Annotated in this window: 27 protein-coding genes; 16 read left to right on the forward strand and 11 right to left on the reverse strand. The window is 65.3% G+C overall.

Going from position 1 to position 23,257, the window contains the following annotated elements:
* Positions 1 to 16: 16 nt before the first annotated feature.
* The 5 genes from H4V95_RS00350 (at position 17) to rplI (ending at position 3,223) form a co-directional block, all read left to right on the forward strand.
* Complete coding sequence (locus tag H4V95_RS00350; protein WP_209728106.1) at positions 17 to 1,297, forward strand: M18 family aminopeptidase; 1,281 nt, start codon at positions 17 to 19, stop codon at positions 1,295 to 1,297.
* A gap of 167 nt (positions 1,298 to 1,464) precedes the next feature.
* Positions 1,465 to 1,770, forward strand: coding sequence for a 30S ribosomal protein S6 (gene rpsF / locus H4V95_RS00355; protein WP_019482095.1), 306 nt, complete (start codon positions 1,465 to 1,467; stop codon positions 1,768 to 1,770).
* Between the two features lie 64 nt (positions 1,771 to 1,834).
* Positions 1,835 to 2,407 (forward strand): single-stranded DNA-binding protein, encoded by a 573-nt coding sequence (locus H4V95_RS00360; protein ID WP_171584819.1) that lies wholly within the window; start codon positions 1,835 to 1,837, stop codon positions 2,405 to 2,407.
* A 108-nt stretch (positions 2,408 to 2,515) separates the two neighbouring features.
* Complete coding sequence (rpsR, locus tag H4V95_RS00365; RefSeq protein ID WP_005273147.1) at positions 2,516 to 2,755, forward strand: 30S ribosomal protein S18; 240 nt, start codon at positions 2,516 to 2,518, stop codon at positions 2,753 to 2,755.
* An 18-nt stretch (positions 2,756 to 2,773) separates the two neighbouring features.
* On the forward strand, positions 2,774 to 3,223 hold the full coding sequence (gene rplI, locus H4V95_RS00370) for a 50S ribosomal protein L9 (protein ID WP_196867038.1): 450 nt from the start codon (positions 2,774 to 2,776) through the stop codon (positions 3,221 to 3,223).
* Positions 3,224 to 3,283: 60 nt separating this feature from the next.
* Here the strand turns inward: rplI and H4V95_RS00375 are convergent, their stop codons facing one another.
* Positions 3,284 to 3,532 (reverse strand): hypothetical protein, encoded by a 249-nt coding sequence (locus tag H4V95_RS00375; protein WP_209728108.1) that lies wholly within the window; start codon positions 3,530 to 3,532, stop codon positions 3,284 to 3,286.
* An 870-nt stretch (positions 3,533 to 4,402) separates the two neighbouring features.
* On the opposite strand from H4V95_RS00375, the gene dnaB reads away from it, so the two are divergent.
* Positions 4,403 to 5,782 (forward strand): replicative DNA helicase, encoded by a 1,380-nt coding sequence (gene dnaB / locus H4V95_RS00380; RefSeq protein WP_196867036.1) that lies wholly within the window; start codon positions 4,403 to 4,405, stop codon positions 5,780 to 5,782.
* 21 nt (positions 5,783 to 5,803) lie between these two features.
* On the opposite strand, the gene H4V95_RS00385 is transcribed toward dnaB, so the two are convergent.
* The 3 genes from H4V95_RS00385 to H4V95_RS00395 all read right to left on the reverse strand — a co-directional run bounded on the left by H4V95_RS00385 (position 5,804) and on the right by H4V95_RS00395 (position 8,862).
* Entirely contained in the window at positions 5,804 to 7,198 is a 1,395-nt protein-coding gene (locus tag H4V95_RS00385) for a DUF2254 domain-containing protein (protein ID WP_209728110.1), read from the reverse strand.
* Between the two features lie 274 nt (positions 7,199 to 7,472).
* Positions 7,473 to 7,772: a MoaD/ThiS family protein gene (locus H4V95_RS00390; protein WP_209728112.1), complete on the reverse strand. Its 300-nt coding sequence runs from the start codon at positions 7,770 to 7,772 to the stop codon at positions 7,473 to 7,475.
* Between the two features lies 1 nt (position 7,773).
* Positions 7,774 to 8,862 carry a sialidase family protein gene (locus H4V95_RS00395; RefSeq protein ID WP_209728114.1) on the reverse strand — a complete coding sequence of 363 codons (1,089 nt, stop codon included), beginning with the start codon at positions 8,860 to 8,862 and terminating at the stop codon, positions 7,774 to 7,776.
* 161 nt (positions 8,863 to 9,023) lie between these two features.
* Between H4V95_RS00395 and H4V95_RS00400 the strand changes: the two genes are divergently transcribed.
* Together H4V95_RS00400 and H4V95_RS00405 are read left to right on the forward strand one after the other, a co-directional pair.
* Complete coding sequence (locus H4V95_RS00400) at positions 9,024 to 9,935, forward strand: DUF4031 domain-containing protein (RefSeq protein ID WP_196867032.1); 912 nt, start codon at positions 9,024 to 9,026, stop codon at positions 9,933 to 9,935.
* Between the two features lie 43 nt (positions 9,936 to 9,978).
* Positions 9,979 to 10,626 (forward strand): TetR/AcrR family transcriptional regulator, encoded by a 648-nt coding sequence (locus tag H4V95_RS00405; protein WP_209728116.1) that lies wholly within the window; start codon positions 9,979 to 9,981, stop codon positions 10,624 to 10,626.
* On the opposite strand, the gene H4V95_RS00410 is transcribed toward H4V95_RS00405, so the two are convergent.
* The gene (locus tag H4V95_RS00410; RefSeq protein WP_196867030.1) at positions 10,623 to 10,979 is read right to left on the reverse strand and encodes a hypothetical protein; all 357 of its coding nucleotides are present in this window, start codon (positions 10,977 to 10,979) and stop codon (positions 10,623 to 10,625) included. The genes H4V95_RS00405 and H4V95_RS00410 overlap by 4 nt on opposite strands.
* Positions 10,980 to 11,103: 124 nt before the next feature.
* On the opposite strand from H4V95_RS00410, the gene H4V95_RS00415 reads away from it, so the two are divergent.
* From H4V95_RS00415 to H4V95_RS00425, 3 genes are all read left to right on the forward strand, one after another.
* Positions 11,104 to 12,441, forward strand: a complete 1,338-nt coding sequence (locus H4V95_RS00415; protein ID WP_196867029.1) for an MATE family efflux transporter — start codon at positions 11,104 to 11,106, stop codon at positions 12,439 to 12,441.
* A gap of 113 nt (positions 12,442 to 12,554) precedes the next feature.
* Positions 12,555 to 13,169, forward strand: a complete 615-nt coding sequence (locus tag H4V95_RS00420) for a hypothetical protein (RefSeq protein WP_196867028.1) — start codon at positions 12,555 to 12,557, stop codon at positions 13,167 to 13,169.
* Positions 13,170 to 13,229: 60 nt separating this feature from the next.
* Positions 13,230 to 13,568, forward strand: coding sequence for a hypothetical protein (locus H4V95_RS00425; RefSeq protein WP_196867027.1), 339 nt, complete (start codon positions 13,230 to 13,232; stop codon positions 13,566 to 13,568).
* Between the two features lie 190 nt (positions 13,569 to 13,758).
* Here the strand turns inward: H4V95_RS00425 and H4V95_RS00430 are convergent, their stop codons facing one another.
* A complete protein-coding gene (locus tag H4V95_RS00430) occupies positions 13,759 to 14,304 on the reverse strand; it encodes a CGNR zinc finger domain-containing protein (protein ID WP_196867026.1) in 546 nt (181 codons plus the stop codon).
* Positions 14,305 to 14,390: 86 nt separating this feature from the next.
* Between H4V95_RS00430 and H4V95_RS00435 the strand changes: the two genes are divergently transcribed.
* Both H4V95_RS00435 and H4V95_RS00440 read left to right on the forward strand, forming a co-directional pair.
* Positions 14,391 to 15,359, forward strand: a complete 969-nt coding sequence (locus tag H4V95_RS00435; protein ID WP_196867025.1) for a DMT family transporter — start codon at positions 14,391 to 14,393, stop codon at positions 15,357 to 15,359.
* 57 nt (positions 15,360 to 15,416) lie between these two features.
* On the forward strand, positions 15,417 to 16,007 hold the full coding sequence (locus H4V95_RS00440) for a hypothetical protein (RefSeq protein ID WP_196867024.1): 591 nt from the start codon (positions 15,417 to 15,419) through the stop codon (positions 16,005 to 16,007).
* Positions 16,008 to 16,011: 4 nt separating this feature from the next.
* On the opposite strand, the gene H4V95_RS00445 is transcribed toward H4V95_RS00440, so the two are convergent.
* From H4V95_RS00445 to H4V95_RS00455, 3 genes are read right to left on the reverse strand one after another with little or no spacing between them, the layout of a single operon-like run.
* Positions 16,012 to 18,303 carry a cation-translocating P-type ATPase gene (locus tag H4V95_RS00445; protein WP_209728118.1) on the reverse strand — a complete coding sequence of 764 codons (2,292 nt, stop codon included), beginning with the start codon at positions 18,301 to 18,303 and terminating at the stop codon, positions 16,012 to 16,014.
* A gap of 36 nt (positions 18,304 to 18,339) precedes the next feature.
* On the reverse strand, positions 18,340 to 18,564 hold the full coding sequence (locus tag H4V95_RS00450; RefSeq protein WP_196867022.1) for a heavy-metal-associated domain-containing protein: 225 nt from the start codon (positions 18,562 to 18,564) through the stop codon (positions 18,340 to 18,342).
* Between the two features lie 29 nt (positions 18,565 to 18,593).
* The gene (locus H4V95_RS00455; protein ID WP_196867021.1) at positions 18,594 to 18,905 is read right to left on the reverse strand and encodes a metal-sensitive transcriptional regulator; all 312 of its coding nucleotides are present in this window, start codon (positions 18,903 to 18,905) and stop codon (positions 18,594 to 18,596) included.
* A 150-nt stretch (positions 18,906 to 19,055) separates the two neighbouring features.
* On the opposite strand from H4V95_RS00455, the gene H4V95_RS00460 reads away from it, so the two are divergent.
* Both H4V95_RS00460 and H4V95_RS00465 read left to right on the forward strand, forming a co-directional pair.
* Positions 19,056 to 19,694 carry a DUF305 domain-containing protein gene (locus H4V95_RS00460; RefSeq protein WP_209728121.1) on the forward strand — a complete coding sequence of 213 codons (639 nt, stop codon included), beginning with the start codon at positions 19,056 to 19,058 and terminating at the stop codon, positions 19,692 to 19,694.
* Positions 19,695 to 19,746: 52 nt separating this feature from the next.
* Positions 19,747 to 20,391: a DUF3105 domain-containing protein gene (locus tag H4V95_RS00465; RefSeq protein ID WP_196867019.1), complete on the forward strand. Its 645-nt coding sequence runs from the start codon at positions 19,747 to 19,749 to the stop codon at positions 20,389 to 20,391.
* Between the two features lie 54 nt (positions 20,392 to 20,445).
* Here the strand turns inward: H4V95_RS00465 and H4V95_RS00470 are convergent, their stop codons facing one another.
* On the reverse strand, positions 20,446 to 21,993 hold the full coding sequence (locus H4V95_RS00470) for an MFS transporter (RefSeq protein ID WP_209728123.1): 1,548 nt from the start codon (positions 21,991 to 21,993) through the stop codon (positions 20,446 to 20,448).
* Positions 21,994 to 22,054: 61 nt separating this feature from the next.
* Between H4V95_RS00470 and H4V95_RS00475 the strand changes: the two genes are divergently transcribed.
* The gene (locus H4V95_RS00475) at positions 22,055 to 22,603 is read left to right on the forward strand and encodes a TetR/AcrR family transcriptional regulator (RefSeq protein WP_209728125.1); all 549 of its coding nucleotides are present in this window, start codon (positions 22,055 to 22,057) and stop codon (positions 22,601 to 22,603) included.
* A 6-nt stretch (positions 22,604 to 22,609) separates the two neighbouring features.
* On the opposite strand, the gene H4V95_RS00480 is transcribed toward H4V95_RS00475, so the two are convergent.
* Positions 22,610 to 23,236, reverse strand: a complete 627-nt coding sequence (locus H4V95_RS00480; protein ID WP_209728127.1) for an arsenate reductase ArsC — start codon at positions 23,234 to 23,236, stop codon at positions 22,610 to 22,612.
* Positions 23,237 to 23,257: the final 21 nt, after the last annotated feature.

Here is a 23,257-nt window from a genome sequence, read left to right on the forward strand (position 1 = left end):
TGGTAGGCTCGGGTCCATGACTGCCCTTCAGCACATTACTGATCTCGGTGCCTACATCGGTGCCTCTCCGTCGAGTTTTCATGCCGCGGCCGAGGGCGCCGCCCGGCTGGAGGCCGCGGGGTTCGTGCGCCTGGAGGAAGCCGAGGCCTGGACCGCGCAGGCCGGTAAATATCTGGTGGTGCGCGACGGTGCACTGATCGCCTGGGTCACCCCGGCGGACGCGACCGCGGTGACCGGTTTCCACATCCTTGGCGCCCACACCGACTCACCGGGGTTCAAGCTCAAACCCAAGCCCACCACGGGGCGGCACGGCTGGCTGCAGGCCGGCGTCGAAGTTTACGGTGGCCCCCTACTCAACTCCTGGCTCGACCGGGAGTTGGCACTCGCCGGCCGACTGGTCACCCACGACGGGGCCGAGCACCTCGTCTCTACCCCACCCCTGCTGCGCTTCCCCCAGCTGGCAATCCACCTGGACCGCACGGTCAATGACGGGCTCACCCTGGACAAGCAGCAGCACATGAACCCCGTCTGGGGGGTGGGCGACCCGCGTGACGCTGACCTTCTGGAACTCCTGGCCGACACCGCGGGCATTGCTGCCGACGACGTTGGCGGGTACGACGTCGTCGTCGCCGATACCCAGCCCGGCAGTATCTTCGGTGCGGACGACGCGTTCTTCGCCGCTGGCCGGTTGGACAACCTTTCCTCGGTACACGCTGGCCTGGTGGCGCTGATTGCCGCCGGCGCGACGGCGTCTGCTGGCGGGCCGATCGCTGTGCTGGCCGCCTTCGATCACGAGGAAGTGGGCAGCGCCTCCCGGTCCGGCGCGAGCGGCCCGTTCCTCGAGGACGTGCTGCACCGGATTTCCGGCGGGCTCGGGGCAGACGCCGAGGAGCGACGGAGGGCGCTGGCCACATCGTTCTGCGTCTCGGCCGACGCCGGTCACGCGGTGCACCCCAACTACGCCGAACGCCATGATCCAGCCAACCGTCCTATCCTCGGCGGCGGGCCGTTGCTGAAGATCAACGCCAATCAGCGCTACACCACCGACGCCCCCGGTGCCGCCTACTGGGCGCGACTGTGCCGGGACGCGGAGGTGCCCTACCAGGAGTTCGTTTCGAACAACGTGATGCCGTGCGGGTCGACCATTGGCCCACTGACCGCCACCCGGTTGGGGATCCGGACCATCGACGTCGGCACGCCCCTGCTCTCAATGCATTCGGCCCGGGAACTGTGCTCACCGCTGGACCCCCACCGTCTGGCCACCGCAACCGAACTGTTCTTCAGTCTCCCCGCCTAGCAGTTATCCACACGGTTCGGCCCGACGGCGATTCTCCGGTAACATTGATAAGTCTGTGCTGATGCCGGTGCCCGTTTTGGGACGACGCGTCAGGCAGGTCAACGCAAATAGAACCTCCTGTTACGGAAAGACCGTGACCGTTTAGCCCAGAGGAGGTGGGTTCACAAATGCGTGCATATGAATTGATGGTAATCATCGACCCCGATGTCGAGGAACGTACCGTCGAGCCTTCGCTCGAGAAGTTCCTGAATGTCGTCCGCAACGGCGGCGGCACCGTAGACAAGGTAGACCTGTGGGGACGTCGTCGCCTGGCCTACGAAATCAAGAAGAAGGCTGAAGGTTTCTACGCCGTAGTCAACTTCACTGCCACCCCGGCGATCGCTGCCGAACTTGACCGCCAGCTGAGCCTCAACGAGACGATCATGCGTACCAAGATCATCCGTCCCGAGGAGCAGAAGGTCTCAGCCGAGTAGTTTCGGCTCAGCTTCACAGATGAGGACAGGCCCACCGTAGTGGGCTGTGACAGTAGGAGGCACCATGGCAGGCGAGACCATCATTACGGTCGTCGGTAATCTCACCAGCGATCCCGAACTTCGTTTCACCCCGTCAGGCTCGGCGGTGGCTAATTTCACCATCGCGTCGACGCCGCGGACCTTCGACCGTCAGACCAATGAGTGGAAGGACGGCGAAACGCTGTTCCTTCGCGCGTCGGTGTGGCGTGAAGCGGCTGAGAACGTTGCGGAGACCCTGACAAAGGGCACCCGTGTCGTCGCTCAGGGCCGACTCAAGTCACGTTCGTACGACACCAAAGAAGGCGAAAAGCGCACTGTCATGGAACTTGAGGTGGACGAGGTCGGTCCATCCCTGCGCTATGCGTCAGCGAAGGTCACCCGCACCCAGCGCTCCGGCGGTGGCGGCGGAGGTAACTTCGGCGGCAACAGCGGCGGCGGTAACAACTCCAACTCAGGTTGGGGCGGCGGCCAGCAGGGCGGCCAGCAGGCTCAGCAGCCAGCTGACGACCCATGGGGCGCACCCGCGGGGGGCAACTCTTCCGGAGGTAACTCTTCCGGCTGGGGCAACGGTCCGGACTCGTCCGAACCTCCCTTCTAACCCTTCCTTACCCGGCAGGACCGCCCGTTTCGGTAGCGGCGACCCGCCAAGTAATTCCCATCCCGCAGAATCGTTCTGCGGGCTCCACCAGACATAAGGAGCACCACGATGGCTAAGGCTGAACTTCGTAAGCCCAAACCAAAGTCCAATCCCCTGAAGGCCGCTGACGTCACCGTCATCGACTACAAGGACGTAGCGTTGCTGCGTAAGTTCATTTCCGACCGCGGAAAGATCCGTGCCCGCCGCGTGACCGGTGTCACCGTGCAGGAGCAGCGCAAAATTGCGCAGGCAATCAAGAATGCCCGTGAAGTTGCCCTCCTGCCGTACTCCGGCGCAGGCCGCGGTTAAGGAAAGGAACCCAACCCAATGGCAAAGCTCATTTTGACCCATGAAGTAACCGGTCTTGGTGCTGCAGGCGACATTGTCGAGGTAAAGAACGGTTACGCACGTAACTTTCTTCTGCCCCGCGGTTTCGCTCTCACCTGGACCAAGGGCGGCGAGAAGCAGGTCGAGTCGATCAAGGCCGCCCGCGTCGCACGCGAGCACTCAACGCTCGAAGATGCCCAGAAGCAGGCAGCTGCACTCTCCGCCAAGCCGGTCACGCTGACCGTCAAGGCTGGTGAGTCCGGGCGCCTGTTCGGCACCGTCAAGGCCGAGGACGTCGCAAAGGCTGTCGCGGCCGCAGGCCTCGGCACCATCGACAAGCGCAAGGTCGAACTGCCCGCCCACATCAAGTCGGTCGGCGCCTACCAGGCGAACGTTCGCCTGCACGATGATGTTGCAGCAGTCATTGACCTGAACGTCGTCGCCAACTAGTTCACCGCTGTTCACTCAGCACCACTAGCTGGTCGCACAGTTCGACTGGAGGGACCCCCGCTAACTGCGGGGGTCCCTTTTGTCGTCCCCGGGCTGGTCGGGGGGCTGGTCGGTGACATGCAGCGCGAACGCCTGGCTTGCCATCAAAGCCTGCACCCGGTCAAGGGTGCTGAGCCCGGGATCACCCATAGACCTCTGGTTGGCCCGCAGCGCCTCCCGCGCGGCGTCCGCGTCCTCCTGCTCACAAGCCGGCCCGGGATGGCTTTGTGCGGGGTCCTGTGCGTCGGCGGCCGGGGGTTGCGGGGCCACCTCCGGAACCGGTGTGGGGCTGCCGGTGGATCTTGCCCCTTCAGAAGGAGGCGGCCGGGGAGGGGAAGGATCAGGGGCGGGACGGCGAAATCGGGGTGGACCCGTCCGGCTTTCAGGGGCGGGTGCTTGTGCTCTCCGGTCCCGGCGGGTGATGTAGCTGATGGCACCACCCGCGGCCAGCGCGGTAGCCAGGACGACGACAGTAAACACCAGGAGCTCCATGTAGCCTCCATCTCCGATGGCCGGGTTTGTTGGGACAGTATCCCATCACGACGCCGGTACTTCCCGTCTGTCCCCGGTCCACCCAGCGTTCGACCGACTCTGTCCCTCCGTTCAAAATATTCTCTAATTGGAATATACGGGTCTGAAGTCGCTGATCTTCGCCCGTTCAGGGTGCGCTGCGGGCTATATAGACCAGTCCCAGCCCATACAAGACATGTGCCGTGGATCACATGGTGGTAGCAAGAGCTGTGGATAGCTGGTGAATAACCCACCCCTGTACGGCCTCTGAGGGCATCTGTCAACACGCAAGTAGAGCATGAACGTTGCGTCCAGCAACATTTATTCCACAGCCCATAACCAGTGTTTGCGCAGGTCAGGACGCTATTGAGTGGATAACTATTTTGTTATCCACACCATTGTCCCCATCCTGTGCACAAGACACGCCGCGTTATCCACAAGCAATCCACAGGACCTGTGGATTGCTCGCTTGGCAGGAGGATGCTTCGGCACTACCGTTGCGGAGTATCCCAGAGGCCAAACTGTCCGCACCAGATGATAGAAATCAGTCATCAGGCCGGATACGACCGCTGACGGACAATCTGTCTGCAGCTGGTTCCGGGATAGATTACCGAGAAAGAGAGTGCAACGGTGTCCCTCACGCACAGTGATTCCAAGGAGGACACCCGGTCCCCGGAGTTCACGCGAACCCCACCGCAGGACCTGGTTGCCGAACAATCAGTACTGGGCGGCATGATGCTGTCCAAGGATGCGATCGCCGACTGCGTCGAGGTGTTGAGGGGCGTGGACTTCTACCGCCCCGCCCACGAGAGCATCTACGAAGCCGTGATCGACCTCTATGGCCGGGGCGAGCCGGCCGACGCCGTCACCGTCTCGGATGAGCTCACCAAACGGGGCGAAATTTCGCGAATCGGTGGGCCAGCCTACCTCCACACACTGATCCAATCGGTGCCTACGGCCGCCAATGCCGGGTTCTACGCGGAGATTGTCCGCGAACGGGCGGTCCTGCGACGTCTCGTCAACGCAGGCACCAAGATTGTGCAACTAGGCTACTCCAACGACGGCGAGGTTGACGACATCGTCAACGCCGCGCAGGCCGAGGTTTATGCGGTGGCCGAACGACGCAGTGCTGAGGACTACGTGGCGCTGAAAGACATCATCGAGAGCACCGTCGACGAGATCGAGTCGGCGGGGCACCGCGGCGAGGGCATGACCGGTGTCCCGACGGGTTTCTTTGAACTGGACGAACTCACGCAGGGGCTTCACGGCGGACAGATGATCGTCGTTGCGGCCCGGCCTGCCATGGGTAAGTCGACCTTCGCCCTGGACTGGGCCCGCTCTGCGGCCATCAAGCACAACATGACCACGGTTTTCTTTTCCCTCGAAATGGGACGCAACGAGATCGCCATGCGCCTCCTGTCGGCCGAGGCGACCATCGGGCTGCAGGATCTGCGCAAGGGCACGATCAAAGATGAGCAGTGGGGCAAGATCGCCACGACCATGGGGCGGATGAATGATGCGCCCCTGTTCATCGATGACAGCCCCAACATGTCGCTGATGGAGATCCGCGCGAAATGCCGGCGACTGAAGCAGCGCCACGATCTGAAGCTGGTGGTCCTCGACTATCTGCAGCTGATGTCCTCAGGTAAGCGCGTTGAGTCCCGACAGCAGGAAGTCTCGGAGTTCTCCCGTGCCCTGAAGCTCCTGGCCAAGGAACTGAACGTGCCCGTGGTGGCGCTGTCGCAGCTGAACCGTGGCTCCGAGCAGCGCACCGACAAGAGGCCCATGGTTTCTGACCTTCGAGAGAGTGGATCGATCGAGCAGGACGCGGACATGGTCATCCTGTTGCACCGCGACGACGTGTACGACAAGGAGTCCCCTCGCGCAGGTGAAGCAGACGTGATCGTTGCAAAGCACCGTAACGGGCCCACCAAGACCATCGTCGTCGGGTTCCAGGGCCACTATTCGCGGTTCAACAACATGGCCGCGGATGGTGGCGGCGGTTTTTAGCGGCAGGCCAATTCCGGCTCGCTAGGCCCGGCCACCCGAGACCGGGCCGCGGGGGGCCCACTCCCCGTCCAGCGCCCGTTCGACCTCGGCCGCCCGCTGCTGGAGGTGGGCCGCCACTGCATCCGGGTAGGTTTCCTCCTGGACCGCTGACACGACCCGTTGTAGCTGCTCCCGGATGGCAGGCTGGTCCTCCGCCGAGGCATGCCAGGCGACCTCCTGCAGCAGGCTGAGTACCCGGTCCAGCACCGCGGGGTCGGCTCTTCCATACAGGACCGGCTGGTCGAGGGTGATATTCAGGAAGGCGGCGAAATCCGGCCGGTCGAGAATCACCCGGACCAGGCCGTCGTCGTCGTGCAGCACGCGCGGGCCGAGATCCCGCTGGGTGAGTTCGCACAGCAGGGCTGAGGTGTGGCCGAGGACGTGGATCGCGGTAGTGGGGTCATTGATGCCCGGCGACAGGGCCTTCGCTGCCACATCGATGAGCTGCCGGAATCCAAAGGCAACATCCTGCACGGCCGTCCGCTCGAACCCGCAGGTGAACGCGCCGGCGACGTCGTCGCGGAACTCGTGAACCGTCTCCGCCCCCATGCTGGGCTCGCCGCTGCGCACCCAGCCCGCCGCGGCGGGAATACCCTCGACCAGGGACGAGCCAACCTGCGCGTCGACCCTGATGATCGCCCGATGCTTGACCGCCGCCGCGAGGAGGGTTTCTTCCTCGATGCCGGTGAGGAAGCCCGAGCGCGGTGCACCAATCCATACCGCTGCGTGGGGAGCTACCGGGAGCACCGGGGGCTGCGCGCCCCGCTCCTCCCGGTACACCCGCCGAATGGTTCCGGAGGTTTCCTGGTGCACTTTGCGCATGATCGTTTCGACCCTGATCTCGCGCGCCAGATGGGCCAGGAAAAAGACCAGGCCGATGATGCTGGCGATCGCGAGGAGGAAGGCCAGGGTGACGGCCAGGTGGGGCACGAAAGGCTCGTCACCGTCGTCACCGGACCGCACCGTCCGCAGCACCGTCAGTGCGTAGGCGAACGTGCCGAGAAACAAGGCAAGCGTTGCGTGCACCACTCGGTCACCCGTGAAGGTGCGCAGCAGGCGAGGGGAAAACTGGCTGCTGGCCAACTGCAGGGTGACAACGGTCAGGGAGAAGGTCAACGAGGTCGCAGTGATGAGTGAACCGGCGGTCGCCTCCAGGATGGCCCGTCCGGCGTCCGGTCCGCCGTTGATGAGGAAGTAGGAGACGCTCGATGGCATGTCGGAGCCGATCGCATCGTCGACGGTGGGAATCCAGACCCCCAGGCCAATAGCCACCAGGACGGCGAAGACCGGCAAGGGCCACAGTTGCGTGCGGAGCGCGTCAACCGCGGTTTGAAACCTGCCGCCCAGCTGACCAAGTGGCCCTGAAGTTCGGGTCATGGTGTGCGCGGCTCCTTGCTGGCGTGGACGGTATACCTGCAAAGCGTAGACCAGGGGGTTCCCTCAGCTCGAGCCGCCACACCAGACGGATCAAGGGATACCTCGGATCTTCGCCCGTCGTGCCAGCACCAACTCCCCGACCGCCTGGTCCGGAAGTGGGCTTTCCGGGGTGAACCGGACGGCGCCCCTGGAGAGGGCGAAACCGTCCAGAGAGGGACGCAGCCCGTCGATCACGGCCGGCGAGAACGGGTGGACCGACAGGTGACCCGTCCTGCTACCCGCCGGCGACCGATTGCACGATCATTACCTCGGCACCGGGCGGAACCGGAGTCGAGAGGCCTTCCAGGTGGCGCACGTCTTCGCCGTCCACGTACACGTTGACGTACCGGCGCAGGGCCCCTGTCTCATCCCGGATCCGCCGGGCGAACACCGGATACCCCTCGTGTAGATCGTCGAGCAGCCGGGCCAACGGGACCGCGGACGCTGCGGACACCGGAACCGTCGAACGGTTGCCAATCAGCGGTCGCAGGAGGGTGGGGATCAGCACTGTCACCTCGCTGGTCGGGCTGGCCATCCTAGGCGCCGACGACGGCTGCGGCACGGACGCACAGCACGTCCGGCAAGTGGGAGACCACCTCACTGAACGAGTCGCCTTCGTCGTTGCTGGCGTAGACGCTGCCACCGCGCGTGCCAAAGTACACGCCCACCGGCTCCAGTGTGTCCACGCCGGCAGCGTCTCGCAGCACGGCGTTGTACTCGTTGTCGGGCAGGCCCCGGTCCTGGCGGGTCCAGGAGGATCCGGCATCGTCGGTGCGGTGGACCGCGAGCTTCGCCTCCGGCGGGATGCGCTCCCCGTCGGCCTTCAACGGGATCACCCACGCCGTGCCGCTGCGGCGGGGGTGGGTGAGCATCACGAACCCGAAGTCCGCGGGCAGCCCGTCAGCGATCGACTCCCAGGTTTCTCCACCGTCGTCGGAGCGGTACACCCCGTGGTGGTTCTGCGCGTACAGGCGGTTCGGTGCAACGGCGTCCCGGGCAATCTTGTGCACGCATTGACCAAATTCCGGGGTGGGTTCGGGCATGAAGTAGGCCGAGATCCCCTTGTTCCGTGGCGCCCAGGACACACCGCCGTCGTCGGAGCGGTACACGCCTCCGGTGCTCATGGCCACGTGGACCGTGTCGCTGACGGGGCTCGGGATCACCGAGTGCGCCGCGGCACCGCCGAAACCGGCGCCCCACTCGGAACGATGCGGATGGTCCCAGAGGCCGCGGTTCAACTCAAAGTGTTCACCGTAGTCGGTCGACTTCCAGACCGAGATGGGTTCGCAGCCAGCCCAGACTACGCCCGGGCGGCCAGCGGAGTCCGGCTGGAGCTGCCAGATCCGCTCGACGGCGGTGTCATCGGAGCTCTCAAATTTGATGGCACCCTGCTCGGGTTCGGACCAGGTGGCTCCCAGGTCGTCGGAGTAGACCACCGTTGGACCCCAGTGATAGGAGAGCACCCCCACGAGGATGCGGGTCCGGTCCTCGCGGGTGTCGATGCCGACGCTGGCGACCTCCTGCATGAGGAAGTGCGGCTCCGACAGCGTCCAGGATTCGCGATCGGTGCTGGTGGCAAGCCACAGGCCCTTCTTGGTGCCGATGGCCAGCAGTGTTGTCGTCATGGGGTCCTCGGTTCAGTGGATAACTGATGTGAACACCGTAAACAATGGCACAGCCGCAGGACCCTGTATATAGCTTTCCGGACCGGTGCTCACCGGTCGAACTTCCTGCCAGGCCCGAGCTATTCCAGGGGGTTCGGGATATCCGCCGGTAGGCTTGATCGATGGCCATCTACATTGATCCCCCGCTGTGGCCGGCCCATGGGACCGAGTTCTCCCACCTGGTCTCCGACACCTCACTTGCCGAACTCCACTCCTTTGCCGCCGCTGCCGGCATCGCCGATCGGGCGTTCGACGGCGACCACTATGACGTCCCCGTCCGCCGCTACCGGAAACTGGTGGCCCTGGGGGCGAAGGAGGTGGACTGCGGCACCCTGACGCGCATCCTGATCGCCAGCGGGCTGCGGATCCCTGCCCGGCAGCGCGCGCCGCGTCTGCGACGGGCACTGCTTGCGCGGTGGGCTGTGCTCGCCCCGCACAGCCCGGGGCTCGGCGAGTCCCTCGTCAACCGATGGTCCGAGGCGCATCGCCGGTATCACACCCCCTCCCACCTCCTGGACGTGCTGGAGGCGCTCGATGCGATCTTCCTGCCCGACGACGACGGATCGGTTCGCCGCCAGGTGCGCCTCGCTGCCTGGTTCCATGACGCCGTGTACGACGGCGTGGCTGGGGAGGATGAGCGTGCCTCAGCTGCGCTGGCCGAAGAGTGGCTGACGGGCCGGATACCTGCAGCCGAGGTGGCGGAGGTGGTCCGCCTGATCCGACTCACGGCGTCGCACAACCCGGCTCGGGGTGACCGGGCGGGTGAGCTACTGTGCGATGCGGACCTGGCCGTACTCGGGAGGTCCGTAAACGGCTACGGGCGGTACGTTGCCGCAGTGCGACAGGAATATGCCCACGTGTCCGACACGGACTTCGCGGTAGGGAGGGTCGACGTCGTGCGCCGGCTCCTCGTCATGGACCAGCTGTACCGCACCGCCCCGGCCCAACGGCTGTGGCAGGAAGCCGCGCTGGCGAACCTGGCGGATGAACTGCGGTCCTTGACCAGTCCAGTGGGCTCCATGACAAACTTGTAGACAGTGTTCACTTACAGTCATCCGAGGTAAGGCCAAAGACCCCGTGACCGAGCAGTCCAGCCCGCGCACCACCTACCGGCATGGCGACCTTCGCCGGGCCCTGATCGACGCGGGCACCGATCTGGCACGTGCGGGCGGGCCGGACGCCGTCGTCCTCCGGGAAGTGACCCGCCGCGCAGGAGTCACTCCAAACGCCGCCTACCGTCACTTCACTGACAAGGGTGCGCTGCTGTGGGCTGTATCGCTTGCCGCCCAGTCAAGGCTGGCGGCGGCCATGGAGGATGAGCTGTCCGCGATAGCCGGCGACGACGGCGCTCGCCAGAACGATGCGACGCTCGCCCGGGCCCGGCTCCGTGCCGTAGGTGCCGGATACCTTCGTTTCGCCCAAACCGAACCGGGGTTGTTCAGGACGGCCTTCGCCAGCCACGTTGATCTGCGGGACGCCTCAGCCGGGGATTCCGCGGGGCCGCATGGCCGGACCCCCTTTCAGCTGCTGTCCGACGCCCTGGATGCGCTGGTGGACGCGGGGGCGCTGGCCGCCGACCGGCGCGCGGGGGCCGAATTCGTGGCGTGGTCATCCGTCCACGGATTGGCAATGCTGGTGATCGATGGCCCGCTGCGTGGACTGGACACAGATCAGCGGCTGGTAGCCGCGCAGCGGCTCCTTGAGATGGTCGAGAAGGGAATCTAGTCCCGCTTATGACCCGTGTTATCACCCATGTGGTTGGTGGGCCGGTTCATCCACTCCGGGCGGTTCGTATAGCCCTGGGTGGGGCGCTGGCGGGTGATTTCATCCGGGTCGTCGCTGCCATAGGTCCGGGTGGCGGTGACTTGTCTCCGACGGATCACGTAGCCGCTTGCCAGGAGGGTAATCGCAGTGGCGACCAGGACGGCGCCGACCGCCAGGTTCAATCCGGCACCGGAGGGGACCGGCTCATTGAGGGCTGCCGCCCGTGCGAAGTCCGAGATGCCCTGCGGGATGAAGAGGGTGCTGAGGAAGAACGCGACGAGACCGCCGATGTAGAACCAGACTTCTTTTTTCATGTGGACTCCCTGTCCGACGGTGGTGCCTCTACCTTCAGCCTAGCCGACCCTGACGTTTGAGCCCCGACGAGGGGGTCCGACCACCGGCGCGCAGACTGTCCGGGGCAAGGCATAGGGTGGCCTTGTGAGCACCACCCTCCCCGATACGCGTGAACTCAGCCGACGCATCCTGCACCTTGCTGTGCCTGCCCTCGGTGCGTTGATCGCTGAGCCACTCTTCCTGCTGGCCGACTCTGCCATCGTGGGGCATCTGGGGGTCAATGAACTGGCTGGCGTGGGTCTGGCGTCCACGGTGCTGCACACCGCCGTCGGCCTGATGGTCTTCCTTGCATACTCCACCACGCCGGCCGTGGCCCGCTTCCTGGGGGCGGGCCGGCTCCAGGATGCGGTAGCTGCTGGCCGGGACGGTATCGGCCTGGCCCTGGTGCTCGGCGTTCTCCTCTCCACCGCGGGCTGGATCCTTGCCCCCGGGTTGTCCTCGCTGATGGGTGCCCAAGGGCAGGTGCACGACTTTGCCGTCGATTACCTGCGCTACTCAATGCCCGGCCTGACCGCGATGCTGGTGGTGCTCGCAGCAACCGGTGTGCTCCGCGGGCTGCAGGACACCAAGACCCCGCTGCTGGTGGCGGGCGTCGGGTTCACCGTGAATATCGGATTGAACTTTCTGCTGGTCTACGGGATGGGCCTTTCAGTCGCGGGATCGGCACTGGGAACCAGCATCACCCAGTGGGGGATGGCGGCGGTCTACCTGACCATCGTCTATCGCCTCTCTAGGACGAACCATGTTCCGCTTCGGCTGTCCTGGCACGGACTGCGGGCGACGGCGCGGGTTGGATCCTGGCTGATGCTCCGCACCATGAGCCTGCGGATCGCCATCCTGGCGACGGTGTTCGTCGCGACGGCGCAGGGCTCGGTCTCCCTCGCAGCCCACCAGTTGGTGATGACCATCTTCATTTTCCTGGCGTTTGCCCTCGACGCGCTCGCCATCGCGGCGCAGGCACTGATCGGCAAGGAGCTGGGTGCCGGTGACACGCCCCTGGCACAGGCGCTGACCCGGCGAATGATCCTGTGGGGGCTGGGGTTCGGCGTCATCACCGGTGCGGTCCTGGCGTTGGCAGCGCCGTTTGTCGGCTGGATCTTCACCACCGACCAGTCGGTGCAGGCTGCGCTCGCCGCGGGCCTGTTCGTCCTCGCGGCCTCGCAACCAATCTGTGGGCTGGTGTTTGTGCTCGACGGGGTTCTCATCGGTGCTGGAGATGCACGGTACCTGGCGATTGCCGGGGTGGTGAATCTGCTGCTGTACCTGCCGCTGCTGGTCTGGGTGTTCAATGCCGGACTTTCCGGGCCGGCCGGCATCGTCTGGCTGTGGCTGGCGTTTGGTGTCGGTTACATGGCGGCGCGTGCCGGGACGCTGGCATGGCGGGTCCGGAATGATCGCTGGATGGTCACGGGCGCGAGCTAGGGGCGTCGGCCCCGGTGCTGGTCGTCCTGAAGCATCCGGGGAGCCGTGACGGGGATAAACTGGGGTGTCCGGGACTGAACCGATCGGTCCGACATCGAACCGGAGGTCTGCGCATGGGTGCCGCACAGCACGATGTCATGGCTCAGCCACCACGGGAACCTCGCGAGCAGGCCGCAGCCGTGTGGCAGCCCCTGCTGTTCCGCGCCGTGGTGTCAGCCGCGTTCGGAGCGCTCACGATCTTCTGGGTGCAGCCGTCAGTCCAGGTGCTGTCGGTGGCCGGCGGGATATATCTGCTGGCGCTCGCCGTCTCGGCTGCCTGGTTGGAGCGGGCAATCGGCCTGCGCTCCAGCGGGGATCGGTGGCTCGTCTCCATCGCGCCCGGGTTCCTGGTTGTCGGTGCCTTCCTCAACCTGTGGATCCACACGGATGCCATGTTCGCCCAGGCGGGCGCCCTTGTCCTGGTGATAGCCGGCGTCGTCGACCTCTACGTTGGCCTGAGGCAGCGCCGCACAAACGTGGTCGCGAAGGATCTCATCGTGGTCGGTACAGTGACCCTCGCCACGGGGGCCCTGCTGCCCATCTTCCAGGGCGCCGGCGCGCACGCACTGCTCGGAGTGGCCGGAGGCGGGGCGGTGATCATCGCCGTCGTCCTGGCAATCGCGTCGCTGGGGTACCGGCATGATGTGCGTCACCCGGCCCCGACGGGTGCCGTCCACCCCGTAAACTAGGACCGGCAGTATTTCTACTCCTCGTAGAAAAGTCAGCCGCAATTTTCCCAAGGAGTAACAGTGTCCAAATCCAGCAGGGGCGTCAAAGGCCCCCTCATTTTCTCTGCCGCCCTGGCCGCGGTCGCCGGAGTCGTGGCGATGATCGTCTCCACTGGTGGGGGTACCAAGGAGTTGCGGGTCGATCTCGGGCTCACGGCGGCGGGAATCGCCTTCATCGCCGCCCTCGTGGTCTGCGCAATGCTGATGATGACTGAAAAGCCGAATGCCGATCACCTCGGTAAGGGCACCGGCATCAACCGCTCGTCGGCGAAGATTCCCGGCGGTGCTGGCAATGTGGACAAGGACGGACAGCCAAAAGGGACGCCGCGCGGCGGTCCGGACAGCACCACCCAGGACTGAACTGCGCCGGTTTCCCGCCTGACCATCGGGCAATAGCGCCCGGACCGCTGGGCCAGGGAAACCCTTTCAGCTGGAGAGATGCCCCAGCAGGGAAGGTGCGGCATAAGCTCGTGGCCAGCCTGGTGGTGGCCTTGTTGGTGGGCTGTCCGGCATCAGCGGCGGCTAGTGCCGCAGCTTATCCCGCCACGGCCTATCCGGCGACCGCTTTCCGGGCCCGATAGGCCTTGACGTGGGTGCGGTTGGCGCAGTTCCCGGTGTCGCAGAACCGTTTGGAACGGTTGCGGCTCAGGTCCAGGACGACGGCGCTGCAGTCCTCGGCCGCGCAGATCCGCAGGCGGTCCATTTCGTGGGTCCGGATGACGTCGATCAGTGCCATCGCCGCCTCCGTTGCCATCCGGTCCTCCAGCGGGGCCTCGGGGCCGGTGGCGTGCAGGTGCCAGTCCCAGTGATCATGACGGACCAGGCGGGGAAGGGCCCTGGCGTCGCTGAGAATCCGGTTGACGCGGACCACGGCGTCGTCCTCCGAGGACGTCCAGACCTCTTCCAGCTCCGCGCGCAGACGCAGCACCGCACCGAGTTCGTCTCCGGTCCGCGCCCGCGAACCGGAGAAGTCCTGTTCGGTGAGGAACCGGTCCAGATCAGCCAGGGTGGTCAGCTGATCGGGGTCCTCTTTCCCGGTGTTGATGAGGGCGGCCGCAGAGATCAAGGCAATCTCCGTGTCATTGGCAAAGGCCATGTTGACTCCTGACATTGTTCGGGTCTACTGTCACTACCATAGCTATATTTTGGTCATGACACTAACGGTTTCGGCGGAGGTTTGGGATGAAGAATGGTGCAGCGGCGGGCCTGTGGTTCGCGGTCATCTCAGCGGCGGCCTTCGGCGTGTCCGGGCCGTTTGCCAAGTCCCTGCTGGAGATCGGCTGGAGCCCGGGCGCCGCGGTGGGTGCACGCATCGGCGGCGCGGCCCTCGTCCTGCTGATCCCGGTGCTCCTTGCCCTGCGTGGACGATGGACGGCACTGCGCGGCAGTTCGCTGACCCTGATCATCTACGGGGTCACGGCTATTGCCCTCTGCCAGTTCTTCTACTTCAGCGCCGTCCAACGGATGTCGGTGGGGGTGTCCCTCCTGCTGGAGTATCTGGCACCGGTATTGATCGTGGGCTGGTTGTGGGCCCGCAGCCGCAAGGCGCCGCGACGCCTCACCGCCGCCGGCTCGGTGACGGCGATGCTCGGCCTGCTTCTGGTGCTCGATCTCACCGCCGATGAGCGGCTGGACCCCATCGGTGTACTTTTTGGACTTGCAGCCGCGGTCTGCCTCGCGGTGTTCTTCCTGATGTCCGCCCGCGCCGACGACGGACTGCCCCCGCTGGTCATGGCCGGCGGTGGCATGGTGGTGGGCGCGGTCGCCATCGGTTTGATGGGGCTGGCCGGCATCATGGACTTCGCCTTCGAGTTTCGCGACGTGACCCTCGCGGGGTGGGAAACCAGCTGGCTGGTGCCGGTGCTTGGCCTGGTGCTGATCTCCACGGTGGTGTCCTACTTCACCGGCATCCTCGCCGCCCGCCAACTCGGATCAAAGGTGGCCTCCTTTGTAGGGCTCACCGAGGTGATGTTCGCGGTGCTCGCGTCCTGGCTCATGCTCGGCGAACTGCCCGGCCCGATCCAGCTCCTCGGCGGACTGCTGATTGTCGGGGGAGTGGTGATGGTGCGGGTCGATGAATTGCGGGCACCAGCGGACGGTACCCCGCCGCTTGACCGGGCGAACGACGTCGAGCCGGTTCCACTGCCCTGACTCCACCGAACCGGGCGCACCGACCACTATGCTGGAGCCCACAGGGAGGTGGGGCGGTTGCTGGATCACAGACCAGGTCAGCGATCGGTCGCCTTCCTGCTGGGCAAACCGCCCAGGGCAGGCACCCTGCTCCCCGAGGTCATTGCGCTGTTGAACGCCGTGGAGGTGGACACAGCTGTTCACCTGCCCCATGACCAGCCGGAGCTACCCGATTGGGTTGCCGGAGTTGACCTGGTGGTCCACCGCGGCCTCAAATGGTCAGCCCTCCGAAGCGTTGCGCAGCTCGCTGAGGCCGGAGTCCCCTGCTGCAACCCGCCCGACGCCGTCGCGCTGACCCGCAAACGGCCAGCCCTGATGGCACTCCTGGGTCAGGCCGGGCTCCCCGTCCCGCTGACCGTGATGGTGCGCCACTGGCAGGACGCACGATCCGCGGCAACCACCCTGAGCGTGATCAAAACGGTGGAGGGAGCGGACGGGCGCGGTGAGAATGTCCTGGCCGGGACTCTGGCCCTGCAAATCTTTGGTGTCGACTTCCTGATGGGGGAGGCTGGTCCCGTGATCGTCGACGTCAACCCGTTCCCCGGGTTCCGCGGCGTGGGAGAGGGTCCGGCCATGATCGCCGAACACCTGCTGGCACGGCTCGACTGAGCAGCTACCTGCCGAAGCGGCGCAGCCGCAGCGAGTTGGCTACCACCAGTACCGAACTGGCGGCCATCGCCGCACCCGCGATCATCGGATTCAGGAGGCCGAGGGCTGCCACCGGAATACCGATCGTATTGTAGAAGAACGCCCAGAAAAGGTTGCTCTTGATCGTGGCCAGCGTCTTCCGGGAGAGTTCGATGGCCTGCGCCACCTGCTCAAGACTGTTGCCCATCACGGTCAGGTCAGCTGCCTCGATCGCCACATCGGTGCCGGATCCCATCGCGATGCCCAGATCCGCCTGTGCCAGGGCAGCGGCATCGTTCACCCCGTCACCTGCCATGGCCACGGTGGCTCCCTCAGCCTGCAGCTTCCGGATCGCCTCGACCTTGCCCTCGGGCAGGACACCGGCGAGGACGTCGTCGGGAGCAATGCCCACCTGGTCCGCCACCCGGCGGGCCACCGACGCGTTGTCACCGGTCAGGAGGATCGGCCGCAGCCCCAACTCCTTGAGCCGCGCGATGGCGGCTGTCGATGATTCCTTCACCGTGTCCTTCAACGAGATCAACCCTGCAACCCGGCCATCCACAGCCACCCAGATCGCCGTGGAACCGGCATCCTGCAGGTCCTCAAGCGCGGCCAGGTGCTCATCGGTGACAGGGACCGCGTTCTCCTGAAGCCAACCGGACCGCCCGGCGACCACGGTGACCGGACGGCCGACGTCGTCGACGGTGCCGAGCACTCCGCCGCCGGCTGAGCTCCTGAAATCGGTCACGGCCGGGTGCCCGGGAGCTGCGGCAGCAATTGCGTGCGCAATGGGGTGCTCGCTGGCCGCCTCCACCGCGGCCGCCAGCGACAGGACGCGGTCCCGTTCGAGGGCGCCCAGGACGACGACGTCGGTCACCGCGAGCTTGCCGGTGGTAACAGTGCCGGTCTTGTCCAGCACAATGGTGTCGACCGTCCGGGTGTCCTCCAGGACCTGCGGTCCGCGGATGAGAATACCCATCTGGGCGCCGCGGCCGGAGCCGGTGAGCAACGCCGTTGGCGTGGCCAGACCCAGCGCGCAGGGGCAGGCAATCACGAGGACGGCGACGGACGCCGTGAACGCAGACTCCACATCGCCGGTCAGCACCATCCACGCGATGAAGGTCAGGACGGCAATGGCCAGCACGATCGGAACGAACACCGCACTGATCCGGTCCGCGAGCCGCGCGATGGGAGCCTTCCCGCTCTGGGCCTGGCTGACCAGGCGACCCATCTGCGCCAGAGTGGTTTCGCTGCCCACCCGGGTAGCGCGGATTACCAGCCGTCCCGAGGTGTTGATGGTGGCACCCGTGACGACGTCGTCAACGTCCACCTCGACCGGCAGGGACTCGCCGGTGATCAGGGAGGTGTCGACGGAGCTGGAGCCGTCGATGACCACTCCATCGGTAGCGATCTTCTCGCCGGGGCGCACCACAAACTCGTCCCCGTGGACCAGGGAATCAGCTGGCACCCTCACCTCGACGCGGCCTCCGTCCTGATTCCGAAGGACTGTCGCATCCTTGGCTCCGAGGCTCAAGAGGGCCTTGAGCGCTTCGCCGGCACGCTGTTTGGCGTTGGCTTCCAGATAGCGGCCCAACAGGAGGAAGGTGACCACCACGGCTGCAACCTCGAAGTAGAGGGAGTGGTCGCTCATCGACATGCCGGCGTGCTCGGTGATCGACGGGTCGGCCAGCAATTGCCAGGCAGAGAAGAGGAAGGCTGCGGTGACGCCGATCGACACCAGGGTGTCCATCGTCGACGCCAGATGCCGGGCATTGATGGCGGCGGCCCGGTGGAAGGACCAGGCGGACCAGGTGACCACCGGCAGGGTCAGGGCGAAGACCACCCAGCCCCAGTGCGGGAACTGGGCCGCTGAGACCATCGAGATGATCGCGATGGGCAGGGTCAGCACGGCAGCGACGATCAGCCGGGGGCGCAACTGAGCTGCCGTTCCACCGTGGGCGAGGTGGTCGGACTCTCCGGGGTGGGTGCCTTCCAGGGCAGGATCGGCAGCCGGCCCCCGCCCCGGAGCGCTGTGGACCCGCTTTTTAAGTTGGGCGGTGTACCCGGTCGCCTGCACCGTGTCGACGATGTCCTGATCGGTTATGGTGTCGGGGACTGTGACGGTGGCGGACTCCAGCGGCAGGTTGACGCTCGCCTGGACCCCCTCAAGTTTCCCGAGTTTGCGCTCCACCCGTCCCACGCAGGAGGCACAGGTCATTCCCTGGATGTCGAGCTCGACAATCCTGGTGGGGGTGGTGGGAAGCTGGTCGGTGCTCATGGGGGTCCTTCGGGTGGCTCCGGTAGGGGTGCGGTGCTAGGCGTCGTTGGCTACGACCAGGTAGCCGGCCTCGGCTACCGCCTCGCCAACCTGCTCTGGGTCGAGGTCCGTGGTGGAGGTGACGGTGGCAGTGGAAATGCCGCCCTTGTTCAGGTCGACCGTGACCTTCTCGACGCCGTCGAGCGCGCTGATCTCTTCACTGACGGCGTCGACGCAGTGGCCGCAGGTCATTCCGGAGATGTTGACGGTGGTGATGCTCATGGTGGTGCTCCTTCGGGTGTGGGAGGGTGTTACCTCAACAGTCGACTGATCGCCGCTGAGGCTTCCTGTACTTTTTCCTGGACAATTTCAGGGTTACCGGTGAGTTGGGATTCATTGGCGGCGCCCACCACGCAATGAGCGATGTGCTCCTCCAGCAGGCCGATACTCACCGCGTGGAGGGCCTTGTTGATTGCGGACACCTGGGTGAGGACGTCAATGCAGTACTTGTCCTCCTCGATCATCCGCGCGATGCCGCGGACCTGGCCTTCGATGCGGCGCAAGCGCCGCAGATAGGCGTCCTTGTCGGCGGTGTATCCGTGTTCTACGGTGGTTTCGGTCATCTGGTCCTCCTCGGTGCCATCTCAAAGTATACCCCCCGCCCGTATAAATCAAGTACCCATGGGGGGTATGTCAGTCTTCTCAGGGAACGTCGAGCCTCATGTAATACGTTAGAGAGACGAGATGGAATTGATGAGCAAGGAAAAAGGTAGATGACCCTGCACCTCGAGACGTGGCAGAAACGCGCGCTCATTGCCCTGGCCGGAGCGCTGGTGCTCTCCCTGTTTGTGCTCGCGTTCGTGGCAGGCCGGGTCGGAACCGGGGTGGAACATCCCGCCGCGAACAGTGCCGACGCGGGTTTTGCCCGCGATATGCAGATTCATCACACGCAGGCGGTCGAAATGTCGCGGCTGGTGCGTGACCGCACCGATGACGAGGTGGTGCGGGTTATCGCCTATGACATCGCGATGACCCAGCAGCACCAGATCGGCCAGATGTATGCCTGGCTCCAGGAGTGGGGGCTCCCCCAGAGTTCTTCCGCTCCCAACATGGCCTGGATGGAGGGAGCGATGGATCACCATGGTGGAGACAGCATGCTCCGCGACGACGGGCTGATGCCCGGCATGGCCACCGATGCGCAGATGCAGGAACTGGCCGACGCGTCGGGGGCAGAGGCGGAGCGGATCTTCCTGACCCTGATGATCACCCACCATGAAGCGGGGGCCGTGATGGCTCAGGCTGGGGCAGAGCTCGCCGAGGAGTCCCGGGTCAAGGTTGCTGCCGGGAAAATGGCTGAAGCCCAGGTCGCCGAGATCACGGCGATGGAAGACATGCTGGACGAGCTGCCGTAACACCGACGGTACATTTGTTGTAGACCCACCCACGGAAAAAAGGATTCACGCGTTGAATAAGAAGCGAGCTCAGGACAATGCCGACCGCCAGGCACGGCTGGCGGCCATCCAGTCCAAGCAACGGGCCAGCGACCGGAAGCGCACCACGTTGATCCTCGGTGGTATCGGTGCGGTGGTCGTGGCCATCATCGTTGCGGTGACTATTGTGATCGTTGGACAGGTCCGGGAGAACCAGCGGATCGAAGAACTCGCGAGCCAGCCCATTGAGGGCCTGCAGGAGTTTGAGGACCTCAGCTTCAACCACATCGATGCGCCGGTCGAATATGAGCAATCCCCTCCCGTCGGTGGCGACCACAACGCGACCTGGACCAACTGTGGTGTCTACCCGTTTGAGATCCCGAACGAGAACACCGTCCACTCGTTGGAGCATGGCGCTGTCTGGATCACCTACCAGCCGGACCTCCCCCAGGCCGAGATCGACGCCCTCACCGACCTGGTGGGCTCCAGCGGATACGTGCTGCTCAGCCCCTATGCCGATCAGGAATCCCCCGTCATGATGAGCGCCTGGGGTCTGCAGCTCGGTGTCGATTCCGCCGATGACGACCGCCTTGCGGTCTTCCTTGAGCGGTACATCCAGGGTGAGCAGACCCGCGAGCCAGGCGCTGCCTGCTCCGGTGCCCTTACCCCGACGGCCTAGGTTACTGCTAGACGACCAACCGCAGCGGCGCGCCGCAGGAGCCATCCCGGATCCCTAGGCGCGCCGCAGGCTCCAGAGAGCCAGCGCCGACGCAAACACCATCAGCGCGGCACCAATCCCTGAGGTCAGCACCACCCCGCTGTCGAAGGCGTGGAACGCTGAGTCCAGCAGTTGGCTACCGCCGTCGGCTGGGAGTTCGGCGGCAATGTTGACCGCCCCACCAAGGGTTTCGGTCGCCGTGGTGGCCTGCTCAGGGCTGAGTCCCGTGGGCAGGACAAGGTTGCGCTGGTACGAGGCGAGCAGCACGCTGCCCAGCAGCGCCGTGCCGAAGACTGAGCCCACTTCGTAAGCCGTTTCGGAGACCGCTGACGCCGCACCGGCCTTTTCGGCGGGCACGGTGGCGAGGATCAGGTCGTTGGACACCGTTTCGGAGGCCCCGACCCCCACGCCGAGCAGCATGAAGGCGACCAGCAGGATTGCGGCGGAGCCGCCCTGGCCGGTGACCGCGACGAAGACGTAGGCGGCCGCCGAGAGCAGGAGGGCAACGGGCACCACGATCCGTGGTGGTACCAGGCGCACCACCGGCACCACGGCCAGGCCAGCGATGATCGTCATCACCAGCCCGGGTACCAGAATCAGGCCGGCGCTGAGTGGGCTGAGTCCGAGGACCAATTGCAGGTGCTGGGAGACGAAGTAGATGAAGCCGACCAGCGAGAAGATCGCCAGCAGGTTCACCAACACCGCACCGGTAAATGCACGCACCGTGAACAACCGCACATCCAGCATGGGGTTGGATCGTCCGAGTTGCCGCCTGACAAACAGTGTGCCCGCGGTGAGCCCGATGATGACGGCGGCAACGGTCACCGTCACGGAGTCGCCCTTCGCGAAGTTCTTGATCGCGAACACGATGGGCAGCATTGTCGAAACGGACAGGACGATGCTCGCATAATCGACGCGGCCGGGGTTGGGGTCCTTGGATTCCGGGACCAGCGCCGGGGTGAGGGCCAACATCAGCACCAGCACCGGAACGGCCAGCAGGAACACCGACCCCCACCAGAAGTGTTCAAGCAGGGCTCCGCCGACCAGTGGTCCCATGGCGGCGCCAGCCGAGAAACCCGAGGCCCAGATGGCAATGGCCAGGCGTCGCTGGTTGCGGTCGGTGAAAATGTTCCGGAGCAGGGAAAGGGTCGACGGCATCAGCATCGCGCCGAAGACACCGAGGCCCACCCGGGAGGCGACGAGCAGTTCGGCCGTGGGCGAGTAGGCCGCGGCGACCGAGAAGACAGCAAAGCCGATGGCCCCAATAATGAGGAGCCGACGACGGCCGAACCGGTCACCGAAGCTGCCCATGGCCACCAGCAGGCCGGCCAGGACCAGCGGATAGCTGTCGATGATCCACAGCAGCGTGGTCCCGCTGGTGTTGAACGCCAGCGAGATGGCCGGGGTGGCAAATGCGAGCACCGTGTTGTCGACGGCCACCAGGAGGACGGGGAGCATGAGGACAGCCAGGGCTGTCCATTCGCGCCGGCCAGCCCGGCCGACAGGAGGTGTGAGTGCGGCCGCTCCGGTAGTCGGCTGGGAGAGATGGGTCGAGTTGCTCATCCATCGAGACTATACCGTCCAGCCGGTACAGTAAAGCCGGATGGAACGTTACGATGGACACATGGCTAGTTCCAAAGAGCGCATCCTCGACAGTTTTGAGAACATCCTTATCCGCGACGGGGAGCGGGCCGCCACGATGGAAGCAGTGGCGGCCGCAGCCGATGTCTCCAAGGGCGGCCTGCTGTATCACTTCCCGTCGAAGGAGGCGCTGGTGGATGCGCTGGGGGAACGGCTGCTCTCGCTATCAGCGCGGGACCGGGGGCTGATGACTGCTGACCCCGACGGTGCGGCCCGCTACTACGTTCGAACCTCGGTGTATGAGGACAGCGCCCTGGACCGGGCGCTGGTGGCGATGGCCCGGCTGGCGCAGCAGGGCCATCCCAAGGCACAGCAGAACTTCGCCCAGATCCAGGCCCTCTGGCTGGCGGCCCTCGAAGCGGCGCTGGGTAGCCATACGGTCGCCCGCGCGGTGAAGCTGATGGGCGACGGGCTCTACTATGAGGCTGCCTTCTTTGCCGTCAGCGGCGCGAACCAGCAGGGTGCCGATGAAATGGAGCAACTCCTCGAGCTGGTGGATCTGTTGCAGTCTTCGGACCGCGGCGGCGCCTGACCCCCGCTACTGATCCAACAGCTCGGCCGCCAGCCGACGGATCCGATCGTCCAGGTTGTTCCGCACCCGTTGGACTCCGGCAGGGTCCAAGTCGGCTGGGTCCTCAACCTGCCAGTCCTCGTAGCGCTTTCCCGGATAAATGGGGCAGGTGTCGCCGCAGCCCATGGTGATGACGACGTCGGCGGCGCGGACCACGTCGTCGGTCAGGGGTTTGGGGAACTCCGCGCCCAGCTCAATCCCGAGTTCCTTCATTGAGTCAATGACGTGTGCATTGAGGTGCTCTCCAGGCATCGACCCGGCGGAGCGGACGTTGATGCGGTCGCCCCCGTAATGCCTGAGGAGGCCCGCCGCCATCTGGGAGCGTCCGGCATTCTGGACGCAGACAAACAGGACCTCAGGCTTACCGCTGGGGCGGATGCCCTGGGCGTGCGCCAGGGCGAACAGGCGATCCTCGGCGAAATGCTTGGTGATCGACGCAAGGTAGGTTTTGATTTTCGCGGTCCGCGCGAGAGCGGTGTAGGACTCGAAAACGTAGCGGTCCACCATCTCCGGGCTGAACACGCCGTCGAACCTCCCTGCCAGTTCGGCGCTGATCCGGTGCAGCACATGATCGTCGTTGATCAAGCCGGGCATCGGGTTGGGTCGGGTGGACAG

It is taken from the genome of Arthrobacter sp. CAN_C5 (genome assembly GCF_017875735.1).
GTDB lineage: Bacteria > Actinomycetota > Actinomycetes > Actinomycetales > Micrococcaceae > Arthrobacter_D.